We start from the raw sequence: 13,511 nt of genomic DNA, 5'->3' as shown, positions 1-13,511 counted from the left end.
AAGAGGCGCGATTTTATTACAGGTTGAGAAGGGGGTCGTGCTCGCCCGGGTGGGGAAGGAAGGAAGAATATTCGTAGTGTTTGAAAATTGCCTCAACAATGGCTTTCGGTTCGTCGATCAGCTGAATCAAGTCCATGTCCTGCGGCGCAATCACCCCCTCGCGCACGAGCGTATCGCGAAACCAATCGACCAGACCGCGCCAGAAATCGGAGCACACCAAAATAATCGGAATGCGCTGGGTTTTGCTGGTCTGGATCAGGGTGAGCGCTTCCATCAGCTCATCGAGGGTACCAAACCCGCCGGGCATGACGACATAGGCGCTGGCAAAGCGCACAAACATGTATTTGCGCGCAAAAAAGTGGCGGAACGTCTGCGAAATATCCTGATAGGGATTACTTTGCTGTTCGTGCGGCAGTTGGATATTCAAGCCGATCGACGGCGATTTGCCGTAAAACGCACCCTTGTTCGCGGCCTCCATGATGCCGGGGCCGCCGCCGGAAATCACCGAAAACCCGGAATCCGAAAGCAGACGGGCAATGTTTTCCGTCAACTCATAATAGGGCGTGCCGGGCGCGGTACGCGCCGAACCGAAGATACTCACCGCCGGTTTGATCGCCGCCAGACGGTCAGTGGCTTCGACGAACTCTGACATAATGCCCAGAATGCGCCAGGATTCACGCGCCCGCGCGCTTTTGCGCAAGGCCTCGACTTCCACGCCTTTTACCAGCTTTTCACACTCGGTCATGCCATGCCTCTCCTGATGTTGGTGGACGGTTCGTCCTATCTTTACCGCGCTTATCACGCCCTGCCCGATTTACGCAGCCCCAGCGGCGAGCCGACGGGCGCAATTTACGGCGTGCTCGGCATGCTACGTCGTCTGCAGAATGACCACAAGGCAGAGTATCGAGCAGTCATTTTCGATGCGCCGGGAAAAACCTTCCGCGATGATTGGTTTCCCGCCTACAAAGCGCATCGCCCCCCCATGCCGGACGATCTACGCGCCCAGATCGAACCCATCCACACCGCCATTGCCGCCGCCGGCTGGCCGGTGCTGAGCGTGGCCGGTGTCGAAGCAGACGATGTCATTGGCACGCTCGCCCGCCAGGCTGAAAAGGCCGGCATGGACGTCTTGATCTCCACCGGCGATAAGGATTTGACGCAGCTCGTCAGCCCCCGCGTACGCTGGTACAACACCATGAGCGAAGAATTGCTCGATGTGGCCGGCGTCGAGGCCAAATTTGGCGTGCCGCCGAAAAAAATCATCGACTACCTCGCCCTGGTCGGCGACAACGTCGATGGCGTTCCCGGGGTGAGCAAATGCGGCCCGAAAACCGCCGTCAAATGGTTGAGCGAATACGGCAGCCTGGAAAACCTGATGGCGCACGCCGCGCAGATCAAAGGCGTGGTCGGGCAAAATTTGCGCGAGCACCTGGAATTTCTGCCGCTGGGGAAAAAGCTTGTCACCGTCGCCTGCGATTTGCCCGCTTTACCCGCCCCGGAAACACTTGCGCCAAGGCCACCTGAGCCGCAAACGCTGCGCGCCCTCTATAGCCGCTATAACCTGCGCTCCTGGCTGCGCGAGCTCGAGGGCGCGGACGAAGACAGCACAACCTCTGGCACCCCGAGCGCGGTGCCAGAAATCCCCGTCGCCCCCGCCCAACTGCACTATGACTGCATCCTCGATTGGCCCAGCCTGGCCCACTGGCTGGACAAAATCAGTCAAGCCGAGCTGACCGCGCTGGATACCGAAACCACCGATCTCGACCCCTTCGCCGCCCGCCTGGTCGGCCTGTCTTTTTCCGTCAGCACCGGCGAAGCGGCCTATCTGCCGTTGATGCATGCCGCCCCCGGCACGCCGGCGCAACTGCCGCTGGCCGAAGTGCTGGACAGGCTGCGCCCTTGGCTGGAAAGCGCCGCGCACAAAAAAGTACTGCAAAATGCCAAATATGATCAGCATGTTTTCGCCAACCACGGCATCACGCTCGCCGGCATCGCCCACGACACCTTGCTGCAAAGCTATGTCCTGGAAGCCGGCCAATGGAGCGGCGCGGCACACGGTTTCGATGCCATCAGCCAGCGCCATTTGGGGCTGACGCCGATCTCCTATGAAAGTCTGTGCGGCAAGGGCGCAAAAGCGATAGGTTTTGCCCAGGTGGCGCTGGAACAAGCCACACCCTACGCAGCAGAAGACGCCGATTTCACCCTGCGCCTGCACCAGGTTTTGCACCCCCGCCTGGCGGCAGAACCCGGCCTGAATGCGGTGTATAGCGAAATCGACCTGCCGGTGCGCCAAGTCATCTGGCAAATGGAGCGCAACGGCATTCTGGTCGATGCCGACAAGCTGGCCCGGCAAAGCCATGAACTGGGGCAGAAAATTCTCCAGCTCGAACAGCGCGCCTTTGAACTCGCTGGCCAGCCTTTCAATCTCGCCTCCCCCAAACAGCTGGGCGAAATTTTATTTGGCACGCTAAAACTCCCGGTCAAGAAAAAAACAGCGGGCGGCGCGCCCTCTACCGACGAAGAAGTGCTCTCCGAGCTGGCGCTCGATTACCCCCTGCCCAAGCTGCTGCTCGAACACCGCAGCCTGGCCAAGCTGAAAAACACCTATACCGACAAACTGCCGCGCATGATCAATGCGCACACCGGCCGGGTGCATACGCATTTTTCGCAAGCCTCCGTGGTCACCGGGCGACTCGCTTCCAGCGAGCCGAATTTGCAGAACATTCCGGTGCGCAGCGAAGAAGGCCGCCGGATACGCACCGCCTTCATCGCACCGGCCGGCAGCCACATCGTGTCGGCCGATTATTCGCAGATCGAATTACGCATCATGGCGCACCTCTCCGGCGACCCGCGCCTGATGGACGCCTTTGCCCAGGGCGAAGACGTGCACCGCGCCACGGCGGCCGAGATTTTCGGCAGCACGCCGCAAGCGGTCGATGCGGAGCAGCGGCGCGTCGCCAAAAGCATCAATTTCGGTCTGATCTACGGCATGAGCGCCTTCGGTCTGGCGCGCCAGCTCGGGCTGGAGCGCAGCGCCGCGCAAACCTATATCGACCGTTACTTCGCGCGTTACCCCGGTGTCGCCCGCTATATGGAAGAAGCCCGCGCCATGGTGCGCGAAAAAGGCTATGTCGATACCGTTTGCGGACGCCGTTTATGGCTGCCCGAAATCCGCTCCAGCCAGGCCATGCGCCGCCAAGGCGCAGAACGCGCCGCCATCAACGCCCCCATGCAAGGCAGCGCCGCCGATCTCATCAAACGCGCCATGATCGCCGTGCAAAACTGGCTGGAGCGCGAAAACCTCGCCACCCGCCTGGTGCTGCAAGTGCACGACGAACTGCTGCTCGAAGTCCCCACCGCCGAGCTCGATGCCGTGCGCGCCCAACTACCCGGCTTGATGACGCAGGTCTTGAGCCTAAAAGTCCCCTTGGTCGTGGATATCGGCATCGGACCAAACTGGGAAGCCGCGCACTGAGCTTCCCCCGAAATTTAGTCTGCCAAGGGTGACCTAACGCAAGGCGATGCAGCTACCGCCGCCGAAGAGACAGCCATGTTGCCGCAGCAGATCGGCATCAAGCACCTGCAGGACGTGCATGATGCGCTGGTGGTGCGGGCGCTTAACCAAGGTGTGCGTTTTTACCTGTCGAGGTTTATGCGGTGCGCGCAAAAACAAACGATCGTAGATGCCCCGGCAAACGGACTCGAGCAACGGATGTGGGTGCGTAGAAAACAAAAAAGCCAACCGACTGGTTGGCTTTTTTGCTTGCCCCGGAAGGCTTTTCTGTTGGTGGGTCGGCCGAGATTCGAACTCGGGACCAACGGATTAAAAGTCCGCTGCTCTACCGACTGAGCTACCGACCCGCATGCTGAAAGGCGAAATTATAGGAAAACTGCGCTGTACTGGTCAAGGCTTCGCGGTGAAAAACTCAAAGCGAGTCGCAAAGTGTTGTTTTTGTCGGCAAGTCCTATCCTTCGTCGGTCTTTATTTGGCCCAGGGGAGTTCGCCGAAGGCTTGACGGTAGCGTTCGTCGATTTCGCGGCGGGTGAGGTGATGATTTTGGCCGCCACGGTGAGCGATTTTTATCGCCCCCATGAGGGCTGCCAGGCGGCCGGTGGTGGGCCAATCGTAGCCATTGGCGATGCCATAGAGCAGGCCGGCGCGGTAAGCGTCGCCGCAACCGGTGGGATCGACGATGGCCTGTGCCGGGGCGCAGGGGATGTGAATGGTTTCGCCGTCGGCGTAAATTTGCGAACCTTCACCACCGCTGGTAACGATGAGCGCTTTGACGCGGGTGGCGAGTTGTTCAATATTTTGACCGGTGCGATCGCAAGCCAGACGCGCTTCGTAGCTGTTGAAACAGGCGTAATCGGCGAGGTCGAGGAAATGCAGGAGTTCGTTTGCATCGAACATCGGCAGGCCTTGGCCGGGATCGAAAAAGAAGGGAATGCCGGCGGCGGCAAAGTCTTCGGCGTGTTGCAACATGCCGTCGCGCCCGTCGGGGGCGACAATGCCAAGCTGCGCGCCGGAATCGGCAACTTTGTTTTGATGTGAAAAACTCATCGCGCCGGGGTGGAAGGCGGTGATCTGATTGTCGTCCAGGTCGGTGGTGATGAAGGCTTGCGCGGTAAAGCTGCCCGCGATCTGACGAACATGGGTGCGCGGCAGACGCAAGGCGTCCAGGCGTTCTAGATAGGGAGCGCAGTCGTCACCGACCGTGGCCATGATGTAGGGGTTGCCGCCCAGCAGTTTAAGGTTGTAGGCAATGTTGCCGGCGCAACCACCGTATTCGCGGCGCATTTCCGGTACGAGGAAGGAAACGTTGAGCAGGTGGATTTGCTCTGGCAGGATGTGGTTACGGAAACGATCGGGAAAAACCATGATGTTGTCGTAAGCCAGCGAGCCGCAGATAAGTGTTTTCATGATGGTGGATAGAAGAGATAAAGTCGGTAACCGGCCGCTTCGATATCGCGCGCATCGATCCATAAACGCACGTCGACATCGCTGCCCGCGGCGAATGCCGGCGGGTGTTGCGCCCCCAAATAATCAGCGACGTTAATCATGCGCCGGGCGAGCGTGCGGTCGTTGACGTCGGTCAAACTGAGTGCCAGTTGTGGCCAAGCCTGGTCGTAATTGGCGCGATTTTTTAGCGTGCTGCGCAAAACGAACAGGCCACGCGCCGGATCGGCTTGCAGATCGGAGGCTTCAATGGCAATGAGCGACGCCTCGCGCGGCAAGGGAACGTCGACACCCAGTGTTTGGTAGGCGGGCAATAGGGCGGGCAGGCGCAGCGTGAGTGCGGTGCGGTAGTGATAGGCAAGCTGGCCGAGCAGGCTCAAGGCAAACAGCAGCGCAAGAATGAGATAGGGCCAGAGGGGGCGGCGGGCAGGTTCGTCGAAATCGCTCAGGCCGCCGGTGGATAGCGCTGCGGCCGACCAGCGGTTGTAGGCCGGGCTGTCGCCGACTTCGCGGGCGGCGACCAAACCTGCGGCGCGCGCAGCGTGCAAGGTCTGTTCCAGGGTTTCTGGTGGCGCATCTGCCACCACGAGCTGAGCCGGAATTGGCGCAGCCGCCAGGGTTTCCGGCAGCTCTGCGGGGGGGGTACAGGTTTCCGGAGGCACTGCGCTGGCAGCGGGGGGGGGCGCCGCCGCCATAGCGTCAGCGCTGGTCATTTCTACGGCAAAGGTTTCTTGCGTGAGCCTGTGCGCGTCTCCAGGGGGAGCCGTCTGGGCCGGTTCTTCTGGGATATTGGGCACAGCGGGTGCAGGGGGCGTTGGTGCGGGTGCCGTTTGCGTCGATTTTTCCGGCTTGGCCGGGATCGGCTGCGGGGCGATCGACGGCATGGGCATGATGGTGGGCGGATTGTCTTGCGCCCCGCTGCCGACGAGAAGCTGATCGAAAGCATTGAAGACCGCTCGGCATTGGCCGCAGCGCACTTTGCCCGCCTTCAAGCGCAGCTGTTCAGAGGTGACACGAAAGATCGTGGCGCACTCTGGACAGCGGCTGCGCATCAGATTTTGCGGCCGCTCAGACATACCCAGTCCTCACAGACATCGGCCACCTTTAGCGTAATCCACGGCGCGTACACCGCGATGATTTCCTCTGCCTGTTCGCGCAAAATTCCGGAAAGCGCCAGCTGACCGCCAGCAGGGCGAACCAGGGCGCAAATCGCCGGAGCCAGAACACGCAGTGGATTCGACAGAATGTTGGCGACAACTACGTCGAATTTTTGGTGATCTGGTGGCGAATTGTGCGAAAAATCGGCGATAACGTCATTTTGCCTGGCGTTGTTGCGCGCCGCCTCGACGGCTTGCGGGTCGATATCCAGGCCACACACTTCGCTGGCACCAAGTTTACTTGCGGCGATGGCCAAGATGCCCGAGCCGCAGCCGTAATCGAACAGGCTGCAGCCGGGAGTAATCGTTTTTTCCAGCCATTCCAAACAGAGGCGGGTCGTGGGGTGCGATCCGGTGCCAAAGGCCATGCCGGGGTCGAGCACCAAGTTGATCGCCTTCGGGTCCGGGCTGTCGTGCCAGGAGGGGACGATCCACAGGCGCTCAGAAATCCGGATCGGCTCGAATTGGGCTTGTGTCATATGCACCCAATTTTGCTCCTCCACCGGGCTGACGGTGAATTCGGTGATTTGCGGCAGATTCAGTTGCGCACAGGCTTGTCGCAAAAACTGCACGACATCGGCATCGGCGTCACACAGCGCAAGAACGCGCGAGCGCTGCCAGCCGGGCGTGGTGGGGCTGCCGGGTTCGCCGAATTGCGGCTGTTCGTCCGGCGTGTCGGCATCAGCATCCTCGATGCTGGCGGACAAAGCCCCCTGCTCCATCAAGGCATCGCACAAGGGTTCGGCGCTGTGCGCGTCGGTCAGGAAGCTGAGGTTTTGCCATGCCATGTCAGCGTTTGACCTCGTCCTTCTGGGCGAGCTTATGCTCCAGGTAATGAATGGCGGTGCCGCCTTCGTTGAAACGGGCGTCGAACATCAGTTCCTGGTGCAGCGCGATATTGGTCTTGATGCCCTGAATGTTCATTTCCGACAAGGCGATACGCATGCGGCGAATGGCTTGGTCGCGGGTGTCGCCGTAAGCAATCACTTTAGCGACCATGGAGTCGTAATGCGGCGGTACGCGATAGCCTTGGTAAATGTGCGAATCAACCCGGATACCCGGGCCGCCCGGTGGGTGATAAAACTCGATCGTGCCGGGAGATGGCACGAACGTGAAGGGATCTTCGGCGTTAATGCGGCATTCGATGGCGTGCCCCTTGCATACGATGTCGCGCTGGCGAAAGCTCAGTTTCTCACCGGCGGCGATGCGAATTTGCTCCTGCACGATGTCGATGCCGGTAATCATCTCGGTCACCGGGTGCTCCACCTGAACGCGGGTATTCATTTCAATGAAATAAAATTCACCGTTTTCGTAGAGGAACTCGAAAGTGCCGGCACCGCGATAGCCGATTTTGCGACAGGCATCGGCGCAACGTTCGCCAATGCGCGCAATCATGCGTGGAGCAATGTGCGGGGCCGGGGCTTCTTCGATCACTTTCTGGTGGCGGCGCTGCATCGAGCAGTCGCGCTCGCCAAGATAGACGGCATTACGATGTTGGTCGGCGAGAATCTGGATTTCCACATGGCGCGGATTCTCCAGAAATTTCTCCATGTATACCGACGGATTCCCGAAGAAAGTGCCGGCCTCCTGGCTGGTCGTGGCGACAGCATTGAGTAATGCCGCTTCGGTGTGCACCACGCGCATGCCGCGCCCACCGCCACCGCCAGCCGCCTTGATAATGACCGGATAGCCGATTTTGCGCGCAATTTGCAGAATTTCTTGCGGATTTTCGGGCAATGCGCCGTCAGAACCCGGCACGCAAGGCACGCCGGCGGCCTTCATGGCGTCCTTGGCAGAGACCTTGTCACCCATCAGACGGATGGTTTCGGCACGCGGGCCGATAAAAACGAAACCCGAAGATTCCACACGCTCGGCAAAATCAGCGTTTTCGGAAAGAAAACCGTAGCCGGGGTGAATCGCCTGAGCATCCGTGACTTCGGCGGCAGAAATGATGGCCGGCACATTCAAATAGCTCTGCGCGGAAGCGGCGGGGCCGATACACACCGATTCGTCAGCGAGCTTGACGTATTTCGCTTCGCGATCGGCTTCAGAGTGCACGACGACAGTTTTGATGCCCATTTCCCGGCAAGCGCGCTGCACGCGCAAGGCGATTTCCCCACGGTTGGCAATGAGGATTTTTTCGAACATCGCCATGACTTAACCAATCACGAAAAGCGGCTCGCCGAATTCGACCGGTTCGCCGTTATCGACCAAAATGGCTTTGACCGTGCCATCGGCGTCTGCCTCGATTTCATTGAGCAGCTTCATGGCTTCGATGATGCACAGGGTGTCGCCTTTTTTGACGACACTGCCGATCTGGGTAAAGGCATCCGCCCCCGGCGAAGGCGAGCGGTAGAAGGTACCGACCATGGGCGATTTCACGATGTGGCCTGCCGGCAGATCGTCCTCTTCGTCCAGATTGACCGACGAGCCACCACCGGCTGCCGGCAGCATTTGCGGCGCGGCTGCCGGCAGGGCGTATTGCATGGGCGCAGCGGCTACGCCGACATGCTTGGCGATACGCACCTTTTCCTCGCCTTCGGTGACTTCCAGTTCGGAAATACCCGATTCCTGAACGAGATCGATCAATTTTTTGAGTTTACGCAAATCCATGTTGACTCCGTATTCGCGCAGTTTGTGCGCATGTAATCGTAAGATGTCGGCAAATTGCCGTTTTAGTCGAGATTGATTCGGTTGAGCAGGTACTCCAGGGCCAACCGGTAACCCTCGTGCCCCAGACCGCAGATGACGCCAATGGCCAAATCGGAAAAATAGGAATGCTGGCGAAAGCCCTCCCGTGCGTGCACGTTCGAAAGATGGACCTCGATGAAGGGAATGGCGACGCCTGCCAAGGCATCGCGCAGCGCAACGCTCGTATGCGTGTAAGCGGCAGGGTTGATGATGATCGCTCGCACACCCTGTTCGCGCGCGGCATGGATGCGCTCGATCAGCGCGCCCTCGTGGTTGCTTTGAAAGGTTTCCAGTTCAACGCCTGAATTTTCTGCAAATTTCACCAAGCCCAGATTGATGTCGGCCAGGGTCAAACGCCCGTAGTGCTCGGGTTCACGGGTGCCAAGCAGGTTCAGATTAGGCCCGTGCATGACCAGGATGCGGGGCTTTTCTGTTGGCTTGGACGCAGTTTTTCGCTTCGTCATGGCAGCAAGTTTGCCGTAATTACAGGAACTTTGTCCAGTTTACTGAAGAGCAAGGCGCAGCGCAGCGGGCGCTTTTTAATCATTGAGAGGTATGCAAGCGATGTGTTGATTGCCGCGCCGGCGCTGTGGCGGCAGATAGCTATCGAACTCCTCCGAGAGCGCATACACCGTTTCATTGAGCAAGAAATTACGGAATTTTGCCGTCGCCGGCATCAGGCGTTTGGTTGCCATATGCGTGATGTACCAGGTGCGTTCGATGGGTGTTCCCTGTAAATCGAGACATTTTAATGCCCCGGTGCGCAATTCCAAGGAAAGGGTATGCAGGGAAATCAGGCTCACTCCCATGCCGGCCATAACGGCTTGCTTGATGGTTTCATTGCTGCCCAGACTCAAGCTGCGCCCCGGAATGAACAGGTGGTGCTTGAACATATCTTCGGCAACGCGGCGCGATCCGGAGCCATCTTCGCGCAACAAGAAGGTATCTGTGCGCAATTCGTGCATTTCAAAGCCCTTCGCACCAACCAGGGGATGATCCGGTGGCGCAATGAGTACATAGGGGTGGCTGGCAAGCGGTTCGGTATGGGCATCGATTTCTTGTGGCAAACGCCCCATCACGGCAAGATCAATGGTCTTGTCCTGTAATTTTTGCAATAAGGAAGCGCGGTTGCCAACGGTGAATTGCACATCGATGCCCGGGTTTGCCTGGGCAAATTTGGCCAAAAGACGTGGCATGAAATATTTGGCGGTGCTCACCAGGCCCACGGTAATTTGTCCGCTTTCGGCCCCGGTCAAGGCTTGCAGGCTGGCTTCGGCATCTTTGATTTCGCCCAGAATACGCAAAGCGTGATGGACGAGTAATTCTCCTGCCCCAGTCAAACCCACGCCGCGCCCCAGGCGCTCAAACAATGGCAGGCCGACGTTGTCTTCCAACTGCTTGAGTTGCATGGATACCGCCGGCGGGGTCAAATGCAATTCTTCCGCAGCCCGGGCGTAACTGAGGTGGCGCGCTGCGACAACGAAAATTTGCAGCTGCCGCAAGGTAAGATTGCGTACGAAATTCATTTTTCTTGATCTTTCGTGTGTTGCGATGAAAAAATTTTGATCCATGCAGCCTAGCGCAGGACGGCGGGCAGCGAAAGAGGAAAATAGGGCTTGGCTGCCTGCCGAGGAGAAAATCAGATGCCGTATTTTGTTGATGAGTCGCCACCTGGACAGTGCGTGTTTTGCCGCCTTATCGCCGGTGAGCTACCGGCGGCTCGCGTTTTTGAAGATGCCCACACGCTTGCTTTCATGGATTTGGGGCAGGTGAATCCGGGGCATGTGTTGGTGGTGCATAAGCGGCATGCGCCGACCTTGCTCGAACTGACGGCAGACGAGGCCGCAGCCATGATGCGCACAGCGCATCGGGTGGGGCAAGCGGTGGCGGCGGCATTTGCGCCGCCCGGTTTGATGCTCTTGCAATGTAACGGCAAGGCGGCGGAGCAAACCGTTGGCCACGTACACCTGCACCTTGTGCCGCGCCATGCCGATGACGGCGTGGCGCTGACCTGGCCGCGCAAGGAGCCGGCGCGCCCGATTCTGGAAGATTACGCCAGGCGTTTGCGGGAGGCTTTGTCGTGCGGGTGATTATTCAGCGGGTGCGCTCGGCGAGCGTTGAGGTCGAAGGGAAAATTGTCGGCGCGATTGGCCCGGGTTTGATGGTCCTGGCGGGGTTTGAGCCGGCAGACGGCGCTGCGGATATCGCGTGGATGGCACACAAGATCGCCAATATGCGCCTTTTTCCGGATACGGAAGGGGTCATGAATCGTGGCGTGCAAACCTGTGACGGCGAGATTCTGGCCGTACCGCAATTTACGCTTTTCGCCTCGGTGAAAAAGGGCAATCGTCCTTCCTGGAGTCAAGCGGCACGCGGCGAGTTATCCGCGCCCTTGTTCGCCGATTTTGTCGCCAAATTGCACGAAATTACCGGCAAAAACGTGCCAACCGGGGTATTTGGCGCGGATATGCAAGTTGCCCTGGTGAACGATGGCCCGGTCAGCCTGTTTGTCGATTCGCGCCAAACACAGTGAAATCACCGCTCAAGCCGGCCAGTCGTAATCAATGATGAGTGGCGCGTGGTCGGAAAAGCGCTCCTCTTTGTATACCGCGCCTTCGCGGGCGCGGGCGGCGATGCCGGGAGTGGCAATTTGATAATCGATGCGCCAGCCGACATTTTTAGCCCAGGCCTGACCACGGTTGCTCCACCAGGTATAGGCGCTGTCACCCGCCGTTGGGTAGAGGCTGCGATAGACATCGACCCAGCCTTGTTCGTCAAAAACACGGCTGAGCCAAGCGCGCTCTTCGGGGAGAAAACCGGAGTTTTTCTGGTTCGATTTCCAGTTTTTCAAATCGATTTCCCGGTGCGCGATATTCCAGTCGCCGCAGATGACGATTTCGCGACCTTCTGCGCGCAATGCCGCCAGTTGCGGTAAAAAAGCAGCAAGAAAGCGGAATTTGGACGCCTGACGTTCATCCGAAGCCGATCCGGAGGGCAGGTACAAAGAAATGACCGTCAGGTCGGGCAAATCGACGCGTAAAAAGCGGCCTTCGGCATCGAACTCTGGCACGCCGAAACCGGCCTGAATCATTGTCGGCGCTTCGCGCGACCAGATGCCGACGCCGCTGTAGCCTTTTTTTTGCGCCGCATGGTAGTGCGCATGCAAGCCGGCGGGCTGCTGCATTTCGGCGCTCAAATCGGGGAGCTGGGCTTTGAGCTCCTGGACACAGACGACATCGGCCTGTTGCCGTGCGAGCCAGGGCAACAGGTTTTTATTCCAGGCCGAGCGTATACCATTGAGGTTCAAGGAGATGATGCGTAACATGGCGGCTATTCCGGGATTAACCGGACTTGTATTGAGGTGATATGGATTTTCGCCAGGATTTCATCGAATTCGCTCTTGCCTGCGAGGTATTGCGCTTTGGCGAATTCAAAACCAAGGCTGGGCGGCTATCGCCCTACTTCTTCAATGCGGGTTTGTTCAACGACGGCGCATCCTTGGGCCGGCTGGCCGGATTCTACGCCAAAGCCGCGCAGGCCGGCGGAGTGGCTTTCGACATGTTGTTCGGCCCGGCGTACAAGGGCATTCCCCTGGTCGCCACGATTGCCGTTGCATTGGCGGGCGAGGGGAAAAATTACCCCTTCGCTTTTAATCGCAAAGAAGTCAAAGACCATGGCGAAGGCGGCAACATCGTTGGCGCGCCGCTCTCCGGCAAGGTGTTGATCGTCGATGACGTGATTTCTGCCGGAACCTCGGTGCGTGAGTCGGTGGAGCTGATCCGTGCGGCCGGTGCCACGCCGGCCGGCGTGCTGATCGCGCTCGATCGCCAGGAACGCGGCACCGGCACGCTGTCGGCGGTGCAAGAGGTGGCGCGCGATTACGGCATTCCGGTCGTGGCGGTGGCCAGCCTGAAGGATGTGCTGACTTATCTCGAGCGGCATGCGGAATTTGCCCCTTACCGCGACGCTGTTGCCCGTTACCGGGCGCAATACGGCGTGGATGCCTGATGCGCTGCGGTTTTTCTGTCTCGATTTTGTTGGCGACCTGGCTTTTGCCGGGTGCCACCGTCGTGCGTGCAGAGCCCGCCGCGAGCGGGGCAAAAAACATGTATTGCTGCCAGGACCCCGCCAGCGGGCGCAGTGTATGTGCCGACACCCTGCCCGCGCAGTGCCGGGGACGGGCCTATCGCGTACTGGATCGTGCCGGAAACCTTTTGCGCGAAGTGGCCGCACCTTTGACGCCGGAGCAAAAAGCCGCCGCTGCGGCCGCCGCGGCGGAAGAAAAGCGCATAGAGGATGCCAAACGTGAGCAGTGGCGCAAGGATCAAGCACTGCTGACCACCTATCCCACTGCAGAAGACATTGATTATCTGCAGAAAAAAGCGGAAGGCGAAGCCCGCCAAGCGCTCAAGTTAGCGCAGGATGACATGCTCGAATTGCAGAAAAAGCAGCGCGGCCTGGCCGAAGAGGCCGAATTTTACAAACGGCGTAGCATGCCCGTTGATTTGGCCTCACAACTGCGGGCGACTGGCCATGAAATTCAGTTACAGCAGGAATTGATCGCGCTGCGGCGCAAGGAATTGGCCGCCACCACGCAGAAATACGAAAGTGATCGTAAGCGTTACCGGGAATTGACTGGCACCGCCGGGGCGAAATCTGCCTTGCCGCGCTAGGCCGTCTGGCGGACTACCCGAATGAGCGCATCA

The 13,511-nt window shown here is 59.1% G+C and carries 14 protein-coding genes and 1 tRNA gene; 5 read left to right on the top strand and 10 right to left on the bottom strand.

Annotated elements, in window-relative coordinates; translation table 11 throughout:
* Window positions 1-16 precede the first annotated feature (16 nt).
* A complete protein-coding gene (locus ACM62Q_RS00920; protein WP_415033091.1) occupies window positions 17-745 on the bottom strand; it encodes a TIGR00730 family Rossman fold protein in 729 nt (242 codons plus the stop codon).
* Between the two features lie 3 nt (window positions 746-748).
* Here ACM62Q_RS00920 and polA point away from each other — a divergent pair, with 3 nt between their 5' ends.
* Entirely contained in the window at window positions 749-3,475 is a 2,727-nt protein-coding gene (gene polA, locus ACM62Q_RS00915; protein ID WP_415033090.1) for a DNA polymerase I, read from the top strand.
* 310 nt (window positions 3,476-3,785) lie between these two features.
* On the opposite strand, the gene ACM62Q_RS00910 is transcribed toward polA, so the two are convergent.
* From ACM62Q_RS00910 to ACM62Q_RS00875, 8 genes are all read right to left on the bottom strand, one after another.
* Window positions 3,786-3,861: transfer RNA gene (locus tag ACM62Q_RS00910), tRNA-Lys, on the bottom strand.
* Window positions 3,862-3,982: 121 nt separating this feature from the next.
* Window positions 3,983-4,921 (bottom strand): carbohydrate kinase family protein, encoded by a 939-nt coding sequence (locus tag ACM62Q_RS00905; protein WP_415033089.1) that lies wholly within the window; start codon window positions 4,919-4,921, stop codon window positions 3,983-3,985.
* Window positions 4,918-6,033, bottom strand: coding sequence for a DUF3426 domain-containing protein (locus tag ACM62Q_RS00900; protein WP_415033088.1), 1,116 nt, complete (start codon window positions 6,031-6,033; stop codon window positions 4,918-4,920). Before ACM62Q_RS00900 ends, ACM62Q_RS00905 begins: the two co-directional genes overlap by 4 nt.
* Entirely contained in the window at window positions 6,009-6,902 is an 894-nt protein-coding gene (prmA, locus tag ACM62Q_RS00895; protein WP_415033087.1) for a 50S ribosomal protein L11 methyltransferase, read from the bottom strand. The genes ACM62Q_RS00900 and prmA overlap by 25 nt, the downstream gene beginning before the upstream one ends.
* Before the next feature lies 1 nt (window position 6,903).
* Window positions 6,904-8,262, bottom strand: coding sequence for an acetyl-CoA carboxylase biotin carboxylase subunit (gene accC / locus ACM62Q_RS00890; RefSeq protein WP_415033141.1), 1,359 nt, complete (start codon window positions 8,260-8,262; stop codon window positions 6,904-6,906).
* 9 nt (window positions 8,263-8,271) lie between these two features.
* Window positions 8,272-8,727, bottom strand: a complete 456-nt coding sequence (gene accB, locus ACM62Q_RS00885; RefSeq protein WP_415033086.1) for an acetyl-CoA carboxylase biotin carboxyl carrier protein — start codon at window positions 8,725-8,727, stop codon at window positions 8,272-8,274.
* Between the two features lie 62 nt (window positions 8,728-8,789).
* Window positions 8,790-9,269, bottom strand: a complete 480-nt coding sequence (gene aroQ / locus ACM62Q_RS00880) for a type II 3-dehydroquinate dehydratase (RefSeq protein ID WP_415033085.1) — start codon at window positions 9,267-9,269, stop codon at window positions 8,790-8,792.
* Between the two features lie 75 nt (window positions 9,270-9,344).
* A complete protein-coding gene (locus ACM62Q_RS00875) occupies window positions 9,345-10,331 on the bottom strand; it encodes a LysR substrate-binding domain-containing protein (protein ID WP_415033084.1) in 987 nt (328 codons plus the stop codon).
* Between the two features lie 156 nt (window positions 10,332-10,487).
* On the opposite strand from ACM62Q_RS00875, the gene ACM62Q_RS00870 reads away from it, so the two are divergent.
* Together ACM62Q_RS00870 and dtd are read left to right on the top strand one after the other, a co-directional pair.
* The gene (locus tag ACM62Q_RS00870; RefSeq protein WP_415033083.1) at window positions 10,488-10,895 is read left to right on the top strand and encodes an HIT family protein; all 408 of its coding nucleotides are present in this window, start codon (window positions 10,488-10,490) and stop codon (window positions 10,893-10,895) included.
* Entirely contained in the window at window positions 10,886-11,338 is a 453-nt protein-coding gene (gene dtd, locus ACM62Q_RS00865) for a D-aminoacyl-tRNA deacylase (protein WP_415033082.1), read from the top strand. Before ACM62Q_RS00870 ends, dtd begins: the two co-directional genes overlap by 10 nt.
* 9 nt (window positions 11,339-11,347) lie before the next feature.
* On the opposite strand, the gene ACM62Q_RS00860 is transcribed toward dtd, so the two are convergent.
* Window positions 11,348-12,130 (bottom strand): exodeoxyribonuclease III, encoded by a 783-nt coding sequence (locus ACM62Q_RS00860; RefSeq protein ID WP_415033081.1) that lies wholly within the window; start codon window positions 12,128-12,130, stop codon window positions 11,348-11,350.
* 41 nt (window positions 12,131-12,171) lie between these two features.
* Here ACM62Q_RS00860 and pyrE point away from each other — a divergent pair, with 41 nt between their 5' ends.
* Both pyrE and ACM62Q_RS00850 read left to right on the top strand, forming a co-directional pair.
* A complete protein-coding gene (gene pyrE / locus ACM62Q_RS00855; RefSeq protein WP_415033080.1) occupies window positions 12,172-12,813 on the top strand; it encodes an orotate phosphoribosyltransferase in 642 nt (213 codons plus the stop codon).
* Entirely contained in the window at window positions 12,813-13,478 is a 666-nt protein-coding gene (locus ACM62Q_RS00850; RefSeq protein ID WP_415033079.1) for a hypothetical protein, read from the top strand. The genes pyrE and ACM62Q_RS00850 overlap by 1 nt, the downstream gene beginning before the upstream one ends.
* Window positions 13,479-13,511 lie beyond the last annotated feature (33 nt).

Source organism: Azonexus sp. (genome assembly GCF_047638095.1).
In the GTDB taxonomy this organism is placed as follows: domain Bacteria; phylum Pseudomonadota; class Gammaproteobacteria; order Burkholderiales; family Rhodocyclaceae; genus Azonexus.
Note: the sequence above shows the minus strand (reverse complement) of the source record. Positions and strands in the feature narration are given on the sequence as shown.

What these genes read in the sequence shown, in the direction of transcription:
- prmA (WP_415033087.1), bottom strand. Translation starts at nt 6,902, where the DNA reads ATGGCATGGCAAAACCTCAGCTTCCTGACCGACGCGCACAGCGCCGAA.
- polA (WP_415033090.1), top strand. Translation starts at nt 749, where the DNA reads ATGCCTCTCCTGATGTTGGTGGACGGTTCGTCCTATCTTTACCGCGCT.
- pyrE (WP_415033080.1), top strand. Translation starts at nt 12,172, where the DNA reads ATGGATTTTCGCCAGGATTTCATCGAATTCGCTCTTGCCTGCGAGGTA.
- aroQ (WP_415033085.1), bottom strand. Translation starts at nt 9,269, where the DNA reads ATGACGAAGCGAAAAACTGCGTCCAAGCCAACAGAAAAGCCCCGCATC.
- ACM62Q_RS00860 (WP_415033081.1), bottom strand. Translation starts at nt 12,130, where the DNA reads ATGTTACGCATCATCTCCTTGAACCTCAATGGTATACGCTCGGCCTGG.
- ACM62Q_RS00875 (WP_415033084.1), bottom strand. Translation starts at nt 10,331, where the DNA reads ATGAATTTCGTACGCAATCTTACCTTGCGGCAGCTGCAAATTTTCGTT.
- ACM62Q_RS00905 (WP_415033089.1), bottom strand. Translation starts at nt 4,921, where the DNA reads ATGAAAACACTTATCTGCGGCTCGCTGGCTTACGACAACATCATGGTT.
- accB (WP_415033086.1), bottom strand. Translation starts at nt 8,727, where the DNA reads ATGGATTTGCGTAAACTCAAAAAATTGATCGATCTCGTTCAGGAATCG.
- ACM62Q_RS00900 (WP_415033088.1), bottom strand. Translation starts at nt 6,033, where the DNA reads ATGTCTGAGCGGCCGCAAAATCTGATGCGCAGCCGCTGTCCAGAGTGC.
- ACM62Q_RS00850 (WP_415033079.1), top strand. Translation starts at nt 12,813, where the DNA reads ATGCGCTGCGGTTTTTCTGTCTCGATTTTGTTGGCGACCTGGCTTTTG.
- accC (WP_415033141.1), bottom strand. Translation starts at nt 8,262, where the DNA reads ATGTTCGAAAAAATCCTCATTGCCAACCGTGGGGAAATCGCCTTGCGC.
- ACM62Q_RS00920 (WP_415033091.1), bottom strand. Translation starts at nt 745, where the DNA reads ATGACCGAGTGTGAAAAGCTGGTAAAAGGCGTGGAAGTCGAGGCCTTG.